This window comes from Nonomuraea sp. NPDC049141 (assembly GCF_040648415.1).
Taxonomy (GTDB): domain Bacteria; phylum Actinomycetota; class Actinomycetes; order Streptosporangiales; family Streptosporangiaceae; genus Nonomuraea.
The window spans coordinates 1-15,093 of record NZ_JBEZDR010000026.1 but is presented as its reverse complement, the minus strand read 5'-3'; the positions used below and the strand labels follow the sequence as shown (position 1 = coordinate 15,093).

The following is a 15,093-nucleotide window of genomic DNA, read 5'->3' as shown; positions in this document are numbered from 1 at the left end:
GGCCCGTGGACAAAGTTTCGCCTAACTGTGACATGGCGTCGGCACGAGCGCCGGGTGCAGTTCACGCACCGGGCTCAGCCGTCGCAGCGAGAGCTCCGTCAAGCCCATCGACAGCAGGTCGAGATTGGCCGCGATCCACGGGAGTTGGAGTGGATCTTGGCTGTTCAGCGCGGCCAGGCGCTCCTCCGACGTGTCGCCGTAGAGCAGGCTCACCGCGACCCGCACCCGCGCGGCGCTGGGATCGTCGCCGAACGCGTGGCCGGGCAGCACGCCGATGCCGTGGTCGTCGAGCAGGACGCGGGTGATCTCGGCCGAACCGCCGAGCCGCAGGTGGCTCAGGTCCGGATAGAGATAGAACCCGCCCTGGGGAGTGGGCACCGAGGCGCCGATCCCCACGAACCTGTCCCGCACCGCGTGGGCGAGCGTTCCGTGCAGCCTCCGGCTCCGCACGATGCGCTCGACCAGCTCGGGCGGGTCGGTGAAGGCGTAGGCGGCGGCCTCCTGCACGGGGGCGGCCGGGGCGGACCAGATCTCGCTCGCCACCGCGAGCAGCCGGGCGCGCATGCCGTACGCCTCGTCGGGCAGCCTGGCCACGCCGATCCGCCAGCCGCCCAGCGCCAGGCTCTTGCTGAGCCCGGTGGTGACGACCGTGCGCTCGGGCGCCAGGTCGGCGGGCGAGGTGAACGGGAGCAGCGGGTCGTGCAGCAGGTCCCGGTAGATCTCGTCGGAGATGATGTACAGGTCGAGCTCGCGGGCGACCTCCACCAGTCGCTGGATGGTCTCCGACGAGGCGAGGCGCCCGGTCGGGTTGTCGGGCAGCGTCACGAGCACCGAGCTGACGGTCCTGCCCTGGGCGCGAGCGTGCAGCACGGCCGAGGTCACCAGCTCCGGATCAGGTACGCCGCCCTGTCCCGCCGGGGGCGGAACCAGGATCGGGCGGGCGCCGACCAGGTCGGCCTGCGCGGCGTAGCTGACCCAGCTGGGCATGGGCAGGACGATGTCGCCGCCGATGGCCAGCAGCACGCCGTACAGCAGGGACTTGCTGCCGGGTCCGCAGACGATCAGTTCGGGGTCGGTGGGAAGTCCCCGTCGTGTCCAGTAGCCCGCCGCCGCGCTCCGCAGGTCGGCCGCTCCCGCGACCGGCCCGTAGCCGTTGCGTTCGGATGCGGCGACCAGCTTGTCGCGCAGCGCCGGGTGGACGGGCAGGCCGGCCTCACCGAAGGCGAGGTGCAGCACCCGTTGCCCGGCGCGTCGTCTTCGGTCGATCTCTTCGTTGGCCGCCAGCGTGGCGGAGAGGGTAACCGTCATGGTTGTCACGTTCCCAGCGTGGTTTGATGAAGGCATCAGCACAAGCGAGGCTTTTTGTGGGTAGGCGTAAGGAAGTCCGATGCTCGAATTACGGCGTTTGGTGTTGATCTGCGAGTTTGCCCGTCGGGGCAGCATTGCGGCGACCGCCGAGTCGCTCGGGTACAGTCCCTCGGCCGTGTCCCAGCAGTTGGTCGCCCTCGAACGTGAGACCGGAACCGCGCTGATCGACCGGACCGCGCGCAGCGCCGAGCTGACCGACGCGGGCCGCCGCCTGGTGACCCACGCCGAGCGCATCCTGTCCATGGTCGAGGAGGCCGAATCCGACCTTTCGGCCCACGCGGCCTCGCCGTCCGGCCGGGTGGTGCTGACCGCCTTCCCCACGGCCGCGGTCGCGTTCGCGCCCGCGCTCGCCCGCTCGCTGCGTCGTTACACCGAGCTGACGCTCAGGCTCGGGCAGAGCCGTTCGGGTCGGGGCATGCGGGAGGTGCAGTCGGGCGAGGTCGACATCGCGCTCGTGGACGACTGGTACGGGCGGGTCGGCGACAACGACAGCCTGCGGGTGTTCCCGCTGCTGTACGACCCGCTGGTGCTGGTGGTGCCGCGCAAGCACCGGTTGGCCGACCCCGAGGTGCCCCTGGACCTGCGCGAGCTGCGTGACGAGCCGTGGATGGCCACCCCGGACGGTGAGCCGTCGCGCCTCGCGGTCGACCGGCTCTTCGTGGACGTGGGCGGCACCAGGCCGACGCCGTGGGAGTTCGAGGGGCTGGGCACGATCCTGTCCCTGGTCGCCAAGGGCATCGGGATCGCCGCCGTGCCCGCGCTCGCGCTGGCCGCCGGCGTCCGCGGCATCGCGGTCCGCCAGTTCGCCGGCAACCCGGTGGGCCGCGAGGTGCTGGCCGTCGCGCGTGGCTCCAGCGTCCATCGCCCTTCGGTGTCGGTGACCCTGCGGGCCATCCACGTCGCGGCGCGCTATCTCGCCGCCGATCTGGATCCGGTACGCCTCGCGGAGCGATAACGTCTGGTGCCCATGGCGCCCTCGTACGACATCGAGCACCTGCTGCTCGCCCAGCGCAGCACGACCACGGTCGCGGGCCTCGACGAAGTGGGCCGGGGCGCCTGGGCCGGCCCCGTGACGGTGTGCGCCGTCATCACCGACCTGTCGGATCCGCCGGCCGGCCTGACGGACTCCAAGCAGCTGTCGGCCGTCAAGCGCGGGACGGTGGCCGCCGCGCTGGAGTCGTGGGCGGTCGGCATCGGCTTCGGCGACGCCACCCACACCGAGGTCGACGAGCTCGGCATGACGGAGGCCCTGCGCCGCGCCGCCCGCCGCGCCCTGGCCGCCCTCCCGCTGCGGCCCGACGCGCTGATCCTCGACGGCTCGCACGACTACATCGGCGCTCCGTGGCCGGTACGCCTTGAGGTCAAGGGCGACTCGGCCAGCATCTCGGTGGCGGCCGCCTCGGTCCTGGCCAAGGTACGGCGCGACGCCTACATGGGGACGATCGGCTGCGCGGAGTACGGCTTCGCGGACAACGCCGGCTATCCGTCACCGGTCCACCAGGAGGCGCTGGCCCGCCTGGGGCCCACGGAGCACCATCGGTTGTCGTGGTCCTACCTGGACGACCTGCCGCGCTGGCGGCACCTCAAACGGCACCGGGATCCGGCGGTGGGTGAGGGCCAGGCGACCCTCTTCGGTTAGCCGGCGATCGGCCGGGACGCTCAGCCGTTGGCGTCGTTGGCGTCGTTGGTGGAGCGGTAGGTGGCGGCGGCGCTGCCGAGGCGCTCCTCCTCACGCTGGGCGGCCTGGGTGAGGAGCTTGAGGGCGGTGCCGATCGCTTCCAGCCGCTGCCCGTTCGCCTGCCAGTACGCGCGCGCGTAGTCGTCGTCGCCGAGCGCCTTGCGGGCCGCCTCCTTGTGCGTCTCGTACCGGTCTTCCACGCCCCGCAGTCTGTCCGCGAGATCGCTCATCGCCCCCGCCAGCCCTTTGATCCGGCTAGCGCTGTAGCTGGCGCCGTCGAGTTCCATCCGGCCGCACCCTCCCTGACTCACCGACTTGATCGATAGTATGCGAGCGTCCTGATGGCTTCGTGGGGTTGATGCGACGATGAGTGATTCATGGGATTTGCTCCGACAACTCGTCCAGGAAGTCGATCGGCAGACCGAACAGGTCAAGGAGATGCACCGCAAGGTGCGCGACCTGACGGGCTCCGCGCAGTCCGACGACGGGATGGTCACCGTCACCGTCGGACCCCGGGGTGAGCTGCGGGCCGTCGACCTCGATCCCCGCGTGTACCGCGAGCGGACGCCCACCGAGCTGGCAGCGTGCGTCGTCGAGCAGGCCGCCATCGCCACTCACAAGGTCTCCGCGGAGCTCAGGACCCTGGCCGGGCCGATGGTCGCCGAGGACGTCCCGTTCGAGGATCTGTTCGGCGAGGGCACGAGCTTCGAGTCGTTCCTACCAGGCGCCGACCGGCGCGGGCCGGGCGCGTGACGGTCCGGGAAGCCGGCTGATGGGGTTGGATCTGGGGTTGGTCCCCGAGCTGGTCAGGCATCTGGCGTTGCCGCTGACGGCCGGCGCGTTCCCGGAGGCCGTTCCGGACGCGCTGGTGCGGGAGGCCGAGGCGCTGGAGGCGCTGGCCGACGAGCTGGCCGCCATCCGCGTCGAGGACGCCGAGCCGGTGCTGCGCTACCTGAAGGGCTCGGAGTGGGACGGCGCCGCCAAGGACGCGTTCCAGCGGGTCCTGAAGCTGCTCGCCGGTGACGGGCAGACGGCGCCTCAGCTGGCGAACCTGGAGGGTGACGCGCTGCTGAAGTGGGTGGAAGAGGCCATCCGCCAGGAGGCCCGGCGGCTGCGCGACCACGCGGAGGACATGGAGCACACCCAATGGATGCAGTACGCGGCGCTGGCGCTGCTCGCGCTGGCCATCGCCCGGCTGCTGGTGTGGGTGTACCTGTACGGGCCGTCGGTGCTGAAGCTGATCCAGGTGCGCACGCTGATGACCCGGATGTCGATCCAGGCGCTCAAGTGGCGGCTGCTGATGAACATGCTGGGCTTCGCCGCGGTGATGGGCGGCCTGGACCTGGCCGTGCAGACGGCGCAGCTCCTCTTCGGCAACCGGGACAAGCTCGACCTCGACTCGTTGCTGCTGTCCCTGGGCAACGGGGCGCTGACCGGCCTGGTGTTCACCGGGGTCGACTTCGGGCTGTCGCGCCTGGCCACCCGGGAGCTGGTGTTCATCGTGTCGCGGGCCGAGCTGGGGGTGCGCGACCAGATCGCGGCCATGGCGCAGAGCGTCTACGGGCGGGCGCTGGTCGGCGGCGTGTCGGGCACCGTGGGATCGATACCCGGGCTGGCCCTCAGCGACCAGCTCGACCCGGCGCACCTGTTCTACTCCTTCGTGGCGGGCGCGGCCGGAGGCCTCGACATCCCGCAGAGCGCCCGGACCCACTACATGCCCATGCCAGCCGGCGAGCTCACGGCCGGGCCGGTCCCGTCGGGCCATTCCCCGTCTGCTCCTTCCCTGTCCGGTCATCCCCCGCCCGCCCCTCCTCCGTCGGGCCACATCGCATTACTGGGGGCCGGCGACACGCCGGACCTGGTGCACGGCGCCGAGCCGGTCGCGGGCGGGCGGTCCACCGGCACGGACCTGTCCTCCGCCCGGCACCCCGCCGGTCCGGACCCGCTCCCCGGCGGGCACCCCGCCGGCCCGGAGCACGATCTGACGCACAGTCAGGGGCGCGGCCCGGGCGGAGAGGCCGCAGGGGTCAGAACCGCGGACGGCTCCGAGCCGCGGCGGGTCGTCGAGCCGACCCAGGTGGTGCTGAGCGGTGAGAGACCCCAGGCTCCGGGCGGGCCGGAGCAGCGGATCGGCCCGAGGGACGCGCGTCCGGCCGGGGACGCCCAGGCGATCGGCCGGGTCGCTCGCCCGGCGCTCGGTCCAGCAGACGGACTGGCGGTCCACCAGGTGTCCGGTGCGGCAACGGGCCAGACGGCACACCCGGCGCCTGGCCAGGCGGTCCACCAGGTGTCCGGTGTGGCGGACGGGGCGGGTCACCTGCTCCCCGGTCCGGTGAGCGGCCACATAGTCCATGCGGGGGACGGCTCGGCCGAGGGCGCGGTCGTGAACGGCGGCCGTGCGGCGCCCGCGGCGGTGACGCACGGCCAGGCGGGCGTGCTGGGCCACGTATCCGGCGCGTCGAACGCCACGCCAGGGCACCCGCTGCCCCTCTACGACCTCCCGCTCCGCACGCCGTACGTGCCGCCCACCCCGCCACCGCCTGGCCCGGACGCGCAGGACGGCCTCCCCTACCAGGCGGACTCACAGCAGGACGCCGACCACAGGGCGCAATCCCCGGACGCCCACCACAGGACGCAGCCCCAGGACGCCGGCCACAGGGCGCAGCCCGAAAACGCCGACCGCGCCGCCGGACGGGTGGGCGACGGGCAGGAGGGCGTCCCCGGACGTACCGGTGACAGGCACGGCGCGGTCGGCCCCCGGACCGGCCAGGCCCAGGACGGGCCTGTCGTCCCCATCGGCACGGCACCGCCCGCTCCCCGCCCCGGTGCCAGCGGGGAGACCGCTCCCGGAGGCGGCGCCCGCGACACCCCGCCCGGAGGCGTCCGCGAGGCCCCACCCGCCCGCACCGGCGACCAGCGCACCACGCCGCCAGCCGGTGACCGGCACACCGAGCCCCACTCCGCTGCGGGCGGCCAGCGCACCACGCCTCCGGCCCGCGCCTCCGACGCCCATGACGGGGCCCCCGCACCGCGCGAGGGCGCGCCCGCCGGAGCTCACCACGCAGACGGCGACGGCACGGGCAGGGGCCGCATCGACCAGCTCATCAACCGGGACGGCACACCCCCGCCGCCCCTGGATCCCGACGTGACCTCCTTGGGCCGCCGCGTCGCGGGCAGGCTGCGGATCGAGGTGCCGGACGAGGCGTTCGCCCATACCTTGGGGACGATGGCCCACACCGTGACCGCCACCATGCATGACCCCACCATGAGAGACATGGTCACCAGCGTCCACAAGCTGTCGCGTACCGTGGGCCTGCCTGGCGCCTTCGACGGGCTGGTACGCGTCTTCGACGAGGCGCAGCGGCAAGGGTTCGATCCCGCAGGGGCAACGGACAGGTCGGACCTGGTCGATCGGCTGGAGCTGTACCGGCAGACGGACCCCATGCTTTTTCCCGGCCTGTGGCTCGCCAACGGGGAGCTCGCGCGCCCCTCTCTCCCGATCGCGCGGGCGTTCGGCCGGATGGACCTGGCGATCGGCACCACCAACGGCACCACCCGCGAGATCAGGGTCAACCAGCTTCGCAGCCTCACGTTCGAGCTGGACCTCGGGCTCCACTCGCTTGATCACGTAGGGCGCCTGTTCCTGGACGCCGAGGCGAGGGGCGTGGACGTCCAGGGCGTGGCAGGGCGGCACGACCTGGTGCGCGAGCTGGAGCGGGCCCGGGAGATCGACTCCGAGCTGTGGGACGGGCTGCGGATCGCGGACGAGTACGCCATCGCCGGGCTCGGCGACCCGGCCGCGCGGGCGATGAGCCGTACCGACCGGGCGCTCCGCTCGGTCGGGCCCGATGGTCGGCTGCGTAACCTGGCGGCCGAGGCGGGATTCTCGCACGCGCTCCGGACGTTCTCCGAGATGCTCGTGGAGGTGGACACGCACGGTGCCCTCCCGGAACGGCCGGCGACCCACGCGGAGCTCGTGGAGAGCCTCACGCGGCACCGCGAACGCGACATGGACGGCTGGGACGTGCGTGTCATGGACGAGCGATTCCCCGCCGCGTGCCTGGACCCGGCGAAGGCCGCGCTCCTGGGCCGGATGGACCGCGTCATCGTCGGCGACGGTGCGCCGCGTCCCCCGTTGGACCCTCTGCTCGGACTGTCGCGCGAACTGGGCCTCGGTGACCGGATCGGTCGTCTCGTTCACGTGGCCGAGCGCGCGCAGCGGCTCGGCTTCGACCCGGTAGGCGCTCCTGACCGGGCGGCGCTGGTGGAGGCGCTGCGGGGATACATGGACACCACTCCGGACACCTGGGCAAGGCTGCGGGTGTCCGACCGGTACGGGACCAGGCTCGGCGAGCCCGCAACGAATGCACTGGCGTGCATGGACCGGATCGTGGGCTCGCAGGGCGACGCCCCGGCGTGGGTCCTCGATCCCCTGCGGAAGCTGGCGGGCGACCTCGGCCTGGAGCACTCGGTCGAGCGGCTGGCCCACGTGTTCAGGGGGGCAGAGGAGCGCGGGCTGGACCCGGCCGGCGCCGCCGACCGGGCCGACCTCGCCCACCGGCTGAACTCCTATTACCGGGCGCCGGCGGCGGAGCCGTACCACTGCACGCCGACCTTGATGCGCCTGGCGGAGGAGGCGCTCACAGACCAGCTCCGCCAGGCGGCCGCCCGTGACGCTGCCGCATCCGGCGCGTCGACGGTGAGGGCCCGCGACCTCGTCTCCGACCTGGAGGCGGAGCACGCTCGTGCGCTGGAGGCCCGCGCCCGCGCCTGGGACGGCCGGCCCCGCGAGCCGGAGGTCTCCTATCGGTGGAACCCCGAGGCGTTCGACCGCGACCTCGCGGAGGCGTTCGCGCGGGCGGAGCGCGGCGAGCCGGTCGTGCCCTACCTGACCGAGGACGCCACCGGCGGACTGGCCGCGCCCGGGACCGGGCTCAAGTTCGGCCGGGAGATCGAGTACGACCTGCCCGAGTCGCTCAAGCCGCACCAGGACGCGATCAACCAGGCCATCGCCCGCGACCTGTACGACGCGGGGCTGACTCGGGATCCGTGGACACACCCCTACCACACCGGCCACGACGGCGGCTACTACGAGGGCGACAACGGCTGGCGGCTGGAACAGGACGTATCGGTCGCCGGAGAGCTCGTCTCACCGCCGCTGTACGACACGCCGCGCACGTGGGAAAGCATCCAGCTCGTGTGCGAGATCATCAAGTCGCACGGCGGCGTGGCGACGGGGAGCACGGGGGGCCACATCCACGTGGACACTTCCGTGTTCGACCATATCCCCGCCTTCTACCAGCGGCTGCTGAGGCTGGTGAACAGAAACTACTTCGACACGTTCCTACGGCTGATGACGAACCCAGAGCAGGGCCACCACCGGGGGCTCGTCTACTGTAAGCCCAACATGTTGGACTCCGCCGGGTACGTCACACTGGACGAGCTGGTGAGCTCGCAATTCGAGCGCGAATCCGTGATCAACGTGCAATCGGTCGAGGGCGGCCGGACGGACCACACGGAGGTCCGCCTCCCCGACGGCTCGTTGGACCCCGGCGTCATCCAGACGCAGATCAAACTGGCGCTGGGAACGGTGGGGCTGGCGCTGCGGCTCGGCGACGACCAGTTCCCGCTCAACCACGACGTCAAGGATGTCGCCGGCAACCATACTGAGCACCGCAGGCGCCTGGACTACTCGTCCTATCTGGAGCTGGCCGACCACCTCTACCACCGGGCGGCCGACAAGGCGCAGCTCACGGCCCTGTTCGCGATCACCCGATGGAACGAGAAGCCGAAAGATCCCTGGTGGCGATGAGTGAAGCGAACCGCGCGGCGGTCGTCATCCGCAACACCTCGGCGGCGGACCGGCCGCCCGCCATGCCTGTCAAGGGCGACGGCTCGTTGTACCGGTACGAGATGATCTTCTCCGGCGGCGGCTCGCGGGCGTACGCGGACGAGCCGGACGCGCTGGTCGGCGCGCTCAGGCCCGGCTACGACGCGCTCGGCACTCCGGAGGAGCGACGCGAGGCGCGCGCGCGGATCGCGCTGGACGCCCAGGTCAGGGCGCAGGCGGAGCTGGCCGCGGCCGGGCCGCTGGAGGAGTGCACGCCCGAGGAGCGGGCCGTGCTGCTGAGCGGCAGGCACGTGCCGCCGGCTCCGGAGGAGTGGGCCGCGCCCGTGCCGCTGGTGCTGGTCACGTCGTTCTACGAGCCGGCCGGGTCGCTGCCCCGGCCGCGCGGCCCCGAGGGGCTTCAGGTATGGCTGGACCCGGCGGACGACTGGACGCTCCTGACCAGCCTGCACGCCGCCGGGACGATCCGGGTCGCGATGCTCCAGGACTCCCCCTAGCGCCTGTACGGAGTTGAGATCAGAGGGATTCGCCTGCGCTCTGGGCTTGCTGGCGGCACCTCAAACGGCACCGGGATCCGGCGGTGGGCGAGGGTCAGGCGAGCCTCTTCGATTAGTCCCGCTTGGTGAGTCATCATCGGTGGGGTGCGAATCGGGATATTTCTTATCGTGGCCCGATTTCCGGACCAGAGATCAGAGCAGGTGCTGGAGAACGCCCTCGACCTCATCGTGGCGGCCGAGGCGGCCGGGTTCGCCGATGCCTGGATCGCCGAGCACCATTTCATGTCGTACGGCGTCTGCCCTTCGGCCACCACACTGGCGGCCGTGGCGGTAGGCCGGACCACTCACATCGGTCTCGGCACCGCCGTCAGCGTCCTGTCCACCCAGCATCCGGTCGCGCTGGCCGAGCAGGCGGCCATGCTGCACCACCTGTCGGGTGGCCGGTTCACGCTGGGCATCGGGAGGGGCGGCCCGTGGGTGGACCTGGAGGTGTTCGGCACCGGGTTGGCGCGCTTCGAGCGAGGCTTCGAGGAGTCGCTGGACGTGCTGTTGGCCGCGCTCTCGGGGGAGCGGGTGTCGGCGGCGGGGGAGTTCTTCAGCTTCCGCGAAGTCCCGCTGGTCCCACCGGCCCGGCTACGCCCGGTCCTGGCCTGCACCTCACCGCCGACCGTGGCACTGGCCGCGAAACGTGACCTGCCGATGCTGCTCGGGATGCACATCGACGACGAGCAGAAGAAGTCGATGATCGCCATGTACGAGTCTTACGGGGGCGCCACCCAAACTCACATGGCGGCGGCCGTCGCCCATGTGGCGAACTCCACCGCCCAAGCCAGAAGCGATTTAACGGAGTCCCTGCCTCGCTGGCTACGGCCCGGCCTTGCCGGCTATGTACCGATAGACAACAGAGAACCGCCATCACGGGATATTTCGGCATACGTAGATTTCCTGACACGCGTCCACCCGGTCGGCTCGCCGGATCGATGCGTGGAGTCCATCATGCGCACCTCTGAAGCGACGGGAATTCAGCACCTCATCCTGATGGTCGAGGGGATGGGCGACCACCGGCGCACCTTGGAGAACATCCATCGCCTGGGGGCAGAGGTGTTGCCGCAGATCACCGGCTGAGCGGAAGATGGCCGGGGCCGGTCAAAGGCGAGCCGATGGCCGTTCTGGGTGGATGGCGGCAGGCCGCTGTCGCGTCCGTCATAAACGCAGCAGGTCATGGCACGTCATCCCAGGCCATCGAGCTCATCCTCCAGCCGGAGGGCATCCGTACGAACTGGGTGGTCTTGCGGCCGAAGCCCTCGAACCACTCTCCGTTGAGGAAACCGGACTTGCCGTACTCGCTGAACCGGTGCGCGATCGCCCCGAAGATCTCGGTCCGCTCGGCCACCTCCCATTCGGAGAACTCGGTCAACGTCCCGTCGGTCAGCATCTTCTCCCGAGGCTCGATGAACGCCTCGAGGTCGTAGATCACGGGCTCGGCCCCGACGTTCTTGATGATCGTTCCTTCTGGAATGAACACCTCACGGATGACGTCGAGGTTCGGCCGACGCCCGCCGGTGTTGGTGAACGCGCTGAGGAAGGCGCGCATCAGCTGGTCGAGCTCGGGCTCGACGTTGGTGCCCCTTCTATCCGGTTGGACGGATTGCGGCCATTCGGTGGCGAGCACGGACCAGACCTGCTTGTCGTGCCGGAGCCCGTCGGCGCCCGGGACGGATTGCCGCAACGTGCCGTCGAGGCTCATACCCAGTCTCTTGGCCACGTTGATGCTGCGCACGTTGCCGGACAAGGTGCGCCACTCGGCGCGGCTCAACCCACGTACCCCGAAAGCCCAGTCGATCATCGTACGGACCGCCTGGGTGATCAGACCGTGCCCCTCCGCTGCGGGCTCGAGCCAGCAGCCGATCTCGCATACCCCGAGGGCGGGGTCGAAGGTGACGAACATGGTGCCGCCGACGAGGGTGCCGTCGAGCCAGATGCCGTACAGGCGCTGCCGGTCGGCGGCCTGGCCGTCGGCGTAGCGCTGGAGCACCACCCGCGCGGCGTCGAGATCGCCCGCGACGAAGCTCGTGCCCACCCAGGGGGCGATGTGCGTGCGGGCACGGTCCAGGTGGGCGAAGAACTCTTGGGCATGATGCGGCTCGAGCGCACGCAGCTCGGCTTTGCCACGCAGCGGGGTGGCGAACATGGAACCCCCATTCACATAACGGATGTTTTGCGAACGTATCCTGTCGGCATGCCACGCCACAAGGGAGATCACGACGCCCGCCGCCGCGACGTGTCAGCGGCCGTGTGGCATGTGCTGGCCACGTACGGGTTCGGCGGCCTGACCCTGCGCGCGGTCGCCGCCGAGATGGGCGCGACGACCGGACTGCTCACGCACTACTTTCCGAGCAAGAAGGACCTGGTCGCGCATGCGTTGACGTTGCTGGACGAGCACCGTGCGGCACGGCCGAGACGTACCGCGCCCGAAGGGCTCGCCGCCCTGCGCGCGGTGCTGATGGATATCCTTCCGCTGACGAGGCAGACAGCCGCGGACAATCGGATCTGGGTCGGCTCGTGGGACGCCGCGATGGCGGACCCGGACCTCGCGGCCGGGCACGCGGCCCGCTATGCGCGATCACGCGAACGGATCCGCCACCATGTGGAGGCGGCGCAGCGCCTGGGGGAGCTGCCGCCGTCGGATCCGGACGATCTCGCGGTGGCGATCCAGTCCTTCGCGCTCGGCCTCATCGTGCAGGCGCTGTTCGACGCGGAGGAATTCCCGCCTCAGCGGCAGATCCGCCTCCTCGACGGCTACCTGGCCACGCTCGCCACCACAGCGGGGGATCTGTAAGCCGCATGTGTCGCGGATCACTTCGGCCTCATGTTCACGGACAGATGGGCAACTTGCGACCAGGACCTGTACGTAGCCGGCCTCGACCGCGCACAACGGGCCGGCACGGGCAGAGCAGCTGCCGGCAGGGAGAAGCCAGCGTCGATTTTGATCGTGCCCCGGACACGGCGCGGCGTCCGCCGTGCCGTCGCTCCATCAGATGCGCGCTTGCGTTCGGCTCTGGGCCGGGTCGCGCGGTAGCGGGCCAGCCAATCGGGAGCGGAAGATGAGAGGCGCGCTACCGGGGGCAGTCAGCCCAGCTGGTCGAATTCGCCGTCTTTGACGCCGCAAAAGAAGGCTCTCCATTCACCGGGTGTGAAGGTGAGTGCGGGGCCACCACGGTCCTTGCTGTCGCGGACAGCGACGATTCCGGGGATGTTGCTTGCGACCTCGACGCACTGGCCGCCGTTTGAGCCGGACCGGGAACTCTTCCGCCAGACGGCCCCGGACAAGTCAATGTCGCTCAGGTCTGCTGCTTCCATTGGTGCCGCGCTTTCTTGATTATTTTAGAGACGGACCGGGGCGGAGCGCCTCTGTGCGTAGTTTGTCATAGATGTCCCAGGTCAGAGTAACGAGTTTATGATCTGCAGAGACTTCCGCCTTTGCCGCGGAGTCTACTGAGACAGTGGTCGGGGTGTCGGAAAGCTCGGCAATCATGAATGCGGACATCAGGCCTGTCGTGCAAGTGGTGTCATAGGGGACGATCTGTATCGTCACGTTGGGGAGTTCCGCAGCGGTGAGCAGGTAATCAAGCTGCTCCTCCATAACCCTGGCGCCATCGATGGGGCGACGAAGCACCCACTCGTCCAGGATCACGAGCAAGGTGGGCGACTTGTCTCGTAGGAGGATGCCCCTACGCCGCATACGGGCATCAACCTTGTCTTGTATGTCTTGCTCAGAAACGAATAGGCCACCGCGAAAGACGGCTCGCGCGTATGCCTCTGTCTGGAGGATGCCGGGAATCTGGAGAGGGTCCCAACTTCATAGCACACGTGCGTAGGGCTCGATTTCCTCTGTCCAACGGATGTACCAGTCGGGACCGGTGGGAGAGGTGATATTGCGGCATAGGCGTTTGCCCAGCCGGACTTGTGTCATGGCAACCTCTTTGCGAACGCGGGCGAGCTCCTTGCCGAAGCGCTGAACTGCTGTTAGGCGCGGGTCAAGATCGTTGGCCGCCACCGTGGATCTGATGGGATGATGCCGAAGTGGCGCGCTTTGAGTCGTTCGTGGAGGAACTGCTAGATTTTCTGCTGAAGCGGCTGGATGAGGCGGGGTTTGAGCGACTCGTCGTCCATGAGCCCCGGCGAATGTGCGCCCCATATATCTTCTCGGGCGGCGGCCGTGTGGAGCAGCGAGGACTGTGGTTCACGGGGTGCTGCGCCTGCTCGCAGATGCCCCAAGGAGGGTTCGGCAGCGATATCAACGTCGAAGCATGGCCGTGCCTGCATGTTCGGTCCCTGACGCTGCAGTTCGTCGACGACCCGAACTACTGCCAGGGATGGAGGCCAGAAAATGCGCTGTTCGCTTCGGGGAGGCTCATCCACTCGGACGACGTCTAGCCAGTGGGTGTTCCTCCTCCCGTCCACGACGCGAAGGTTGTCCTGGTAAGCCTGATGTCGGCTCGGCGAGCCGGACTTCCAGGTCTCGGGTTTCCACGTGCCGTCTTCCTGCTGCCACGTGTGCCACGCAGCGGAGTCGTAGCCGAGATAGAAGGCCTCCAGGCGGCTGACTCGTTGTCTTCATTGGCGGCAGCGGGCTAGCCTTTGCAAAGATCGAGACCAGAGAAAATAAAGAAGGAAAGCCGTGAAAGTGTATTACCCGGAATTGATCGCACCGCAGCGGATGGTCGGCAGGCGGGAGTTTGATTTTTCCAAGCATGTAGTGGTCATGGCGATCGTGAATCGTACGCCCAATTCAGGTTTGGATCCGCGGACATCGATCGAACTTGGCGATGCGGTGGCGACGGCGGAGCGTGCTTTAGGAGAGGGAGCGGAGTGGATTGACATCGGAGGTAGGTCTTTCCGCGCTGATCAACCGCCTCTTACGGCACAAGAGGAGATAGAGCGGATCACACCTGTGATCAGCAGTATTCGTGAGATCACGGATGCGGTGATCTCGGTAGACACGCACTTGGTCGAGGTCGCACGTGCGGCACGGACAGCGGGGGCAGATGTACTGAATGACACCAACGGGTTGCGGAGTCCGGGAATAGCGGAGTTCGTGGCTGAGTCGGGCATGAGTGTGGTGATCTCGCATAGCTTGGCGGGGCCGCATAGTGCGGTGTCCCGTCCTAGCTATGAGGATGTGACGGCGGAAGTGGCGGCGTTTCTGCGTGAGCGCGTGGCGTACGCGTTGGACTGCGGCGTGCAGCCGGAAAAGATTTTCATCGACCCTGGTCACGACTTGAACAAGAACACCAGCGACTCGCTGGAGCTGACCAGGAAACTCGCAGAAATAACGGCAATAGGGTTTCCCACCGTGGTGGCGGTGAGCAACAAGCATTTCATCAGAGAGTCGCTGAACGTTGAGCGGGGAGCAGCGGAGCTAAAAGAGGGCACAATCGCGGCTAACACGATGTGCGTATATCAGGGTGCGCGCATTGTGCGCGTACATGACGTGGAAGCAAACGTTGCCGCGATGAGAAACGTAGAAGCGCTGCTAACTTCGATCTTTCGTGCGCCCAGCAGAACGGAGGTGAAGCCGTGACGTAGCGGCTGATCTTGTTGTTCGTAAGCTCGTCGTCGCTTGCCGGTGGGAGTCCGGTCCGGGTAGCTGCCAGGAGGCCCGGTAGCAGGCTGGCGGCTTCGTCTGGAAACGGGCGGGG

The 15,093-nt window shown here is 69.2% G+C and carries 13 protein-coding genes and 1 pseudogene; 9 read left to right on the top strand and 5 right to left on the bottom strand.

What is annotated here, in order from left to right:
- Positions 1–21: 21 nt before the first annotated feature.
- Entirely contained in the window at positions 22–1,308 is a 1,287-nt protein-coding gene (locus tag AB0B91_RS51470) for a pyridoxal phosphate-dependent aminotransferase (RefSeq protein ID WP_358337870.1), read from the bottom strand.
- A gap of 79 nt (positions 1,309–1,387) precedes the next feature.
- Here AB0B91_RS51470 and AB0B91_RS51465 point away from each other — a divergent pair, with 79 nt between their 5' ends.
- Complete coding sequence (locus AB0B91_RS51465; protein ID WP_358337867.1) at positions 1,388–2,323, top strand: LysR family transcriptional regulator; 936 nt, start codon at positions 1,388–1,390, stop codon at positions 2,321–2,323.
- A 12-nt stretch (positions 2,324–2,335) separates the two neighbouring features.
- Positions 2,336–3,007: a ribonuclease HII gene (locus AB0B91_RS51460; RefSeq protein ID WP_358337864.1), complete on the top strand. Its 672-nt coding sequence runs from the start codon at positions 2,336–2,338 to the stop codon at positions 3,005–3,007.
- Between the two features lie 20 nt (positions 3,008–3,027).
- On the opposite strand, the gene AB0B91_RS51455 is transcribed toward AB0B91_RS51460, so the two are convergent.
- The gene (locus AB0B91_RS51455; RefSeq protein ID WP_358337861.1) at positions 3,028–3,333 is read right to left on the bottom strand and encodes a hypothetical protein; all 306 of its coding nucleotides are present in this window, start codon (positions 3,331–3,333) and stop codon (positions 3,028–3,030) included.
- A gap of 79 nt (positions 3,334–3,412) precedes the next feature.
- On the opposite strand from AB0B91_RS51455, the gene AB0B91_RS51450 reads away from it, so the two are divergent.
- The 4 genes from AB0B91_RS51450 to AB0B91_RS51435 all read left to right on the top strand — a co-directional run bounded on the left by AB0B91_RS51450 (position 3,413) and on the right by AB0B91_RS51435 (position 10,516).
- A complete protein-coding gene (locus AB0B91_RS51450; protein ID WP_358337858.1) occupies positions 3,413–3,799 on the top strand; it encodes a YbaB/EbfC family nucleoid-associated protein in 387 nt (128 codons plus the stop codon).
- 19 nt (positions 3,800–3,818) lie between these two features.
- Complete coding sequence (locus AB0B91_RS51445; RefSeq protein ID WP_358337855.1) at positions 3,819–8,858, top strand: amidoligase family protein; 5,040 nt, start codon at positions 3,819–3,821, stop codon at positions 8,856–8,858.
- On the top strand, positions 8,855–9,391 hold the full coding sequence (locus AB0B91_RS51440) for a hypothetical protein (RefSeq protein WP_358337852.1): 537 nt from the start codon (positions 8,855–8,857) through the stop codon (positions 9,389–9,391). Before AB0B91_RS51445 ends, AB0B91_RS51440 begins: the two co-directional genes overlap by 4 nt.
- A 144-nt stretch (positions 9,392–9,535) precedes the next feature.
- Positions 9,536–10,516, top strand: a complete 981-nt coding sequence (locus tag AB0B91_RS51435; RefSeq protein ID WP_358337849.1) for an LLM class flavin-dependent oxidoreductase — start codon at positions 9,536–9,538, stop codon at positions 10,514–10,516.
- A gap of 94 nt (positions 10,517–10,610) precedes the next feature.
- Here AB0B91_RS51435 and AB0B91_RS51430 read toward each other — a convergent pair whose 3' ends face one another.
- A complete protein-coding gene (locus tag AB0B91_RS51430) occupies positions 10,611–11,582 on the bottom strand; it encodes a GNAT family protein (protein WP_358337846.1) in 972 nt (323 codons plus the stop codon).
- 48 nt (positions 11,583–11,630) lie between these two features.
- Between AB0B91_RS51430 and AB0B91_RS51425 the strand changes: the two genes are divergently transcribed.
- A complete protein-coding gene (locus AB0B91_RS51425; RefSeq protein ID WP_358337843.1) occupies positions 11,631–12,230 on the top strand; it encodes a TetR family transcriptional regulator C-terminal domain-containing protein in 600 nt (199 codons plus the stop codon).
- A 290-nt stretch (positions 12,231–12,520) separates the two neighbouring features.
- Here AB0B91_RS51425 and AB0B91_RS51420 read toward each other — a convergent pair whose 3' ends face one another.
- A complete protein-coding gene (locus tag AB0B91_RS51420; protein ID WP_358337840.1) occupies positions 12,521–12,751 on the bottom strand; it encodes a DUF397 domain-containing protein in 231 nt (76 codons plus the stop codon).
- 19 nt (positions 12,752–12,770) lie between these two features.
- Positions 12,771–13,238 (bottom strand): annotated as a pseudogene (locus tag AB0B91_RS51415) (DUF5753 domain-containing protein); the annotation flags it as partial.
- 236 nt (positions 13,239–13,474) lie between these two features.
- Here AB0B91_RS51415 and AB0B91_RS51410 point away from each other — a divergent pair.
- Together AB0B91_RS51410 and folP are read left to right on the top strand one after the other, a co-directional pair.
- A complete protein-coding gene (locus AB0B91_RS51410; RefSeq protein ID WP_358337837.1) occupies positions 13,475–13,828 on the top strand; it encodes a hypothetical protein in 354 nt (117 codons plus the stop codon).
- A 244-nt stretch (positions 13,829–14,072) separates the two neighbouring features.
- On the top strand, positions 14,073–14,975 hold the full coding sequence (folP, locus tag AB0B91_RS51405) for a dihydropteroate synthase (RefSeq protein WP_358337834.1): 903 nt from the start codon (positions 14,073–14,075) through the stop codon (positions 14,973–14,975).
- Positions 14,976–15,093: the final 118 nt, after the last annotated feature.

What these genes read in the sequence shown, in the direction of transcription:
- AB0B91_RS51470 (WP_358337870.1), bottom strand. Translation starts at nt 1,308, where the DNA reads ATGACGGTTACCCTCTCCGCCACGCTGGCGGCCAACGAAGAGATCGAC.
- AB0B91_RS51465 (WP_358337867.1), top strand. Translation starts at nt 1,388, where the DNA reads ATGCTCGAATTACGGCGTTTGGTGTTGATCTGCGAGTTTGCCCGTCGG.
- AB0B91_RS51460 (WP_358337864.1), top strand. Translation starts at nt 2,336, where the DNA reads ATGGCGCCCTCGTACGACATCGAGCACCTGCTGCTCGCCCAGCGCAGC.
- AB0B91_RS51455 (WP_358337861.1), bottom strand. Translation starts at nt 3,333, where the DNA reads ATGGAACTCGACGGCGCCAGCTACAGCGCTAGCCGGATCAAAGGGCTG.
- AB0B91_RS51450 (WP_358337858.1), top strand. Translation starts at nt 3,413, where the DNA reads ATGAGTGATTCATGGGATTTGCTCCGACAACTCGTCCAGGAAGTCGAT.
- AB0B91_RS51445 (WP_358337855.1), top strand. Translation starts at nt 3,819, where the DNA reads ATGGGGTTGGATCTGGGGTTGGTCCCCGAGCTGGTCAGGCATCTGGCG.
- AB0B91_RS51440 (WP_358337852.1), top strand. Translation starts at nt 8,855, where the DNA reads ATGAGTGAAGCGAACCGCGCGGCGGTCGTCATCCGCAACACCTCGGCG.
- AB0B91_RS51430 (WP_358337846.1), bottom strand. Translation starts at nt 11,582, where the DNA reads ATGTTCGCCACCCCGCTGCGTGGCAAAGCCGAGCTGCGTGCGCTCGAG.
- AB0B91_RS51425 (WP_358337843.1), top strand. Translation starts at nt 11,631, where the DNA reads ATGCCACGCCACAAGGGAGATCACGACGCCCGCCGCCGCGACGTGTCA.
- AB0B91_RS51420 (WP_358337840.1), bottom strand. Translation starts at nt 12,751, where the DNA reads ATGGAAGCAGCAGACCTGAGCGACATTGACTTGTCCGGGGCCGTCTGG.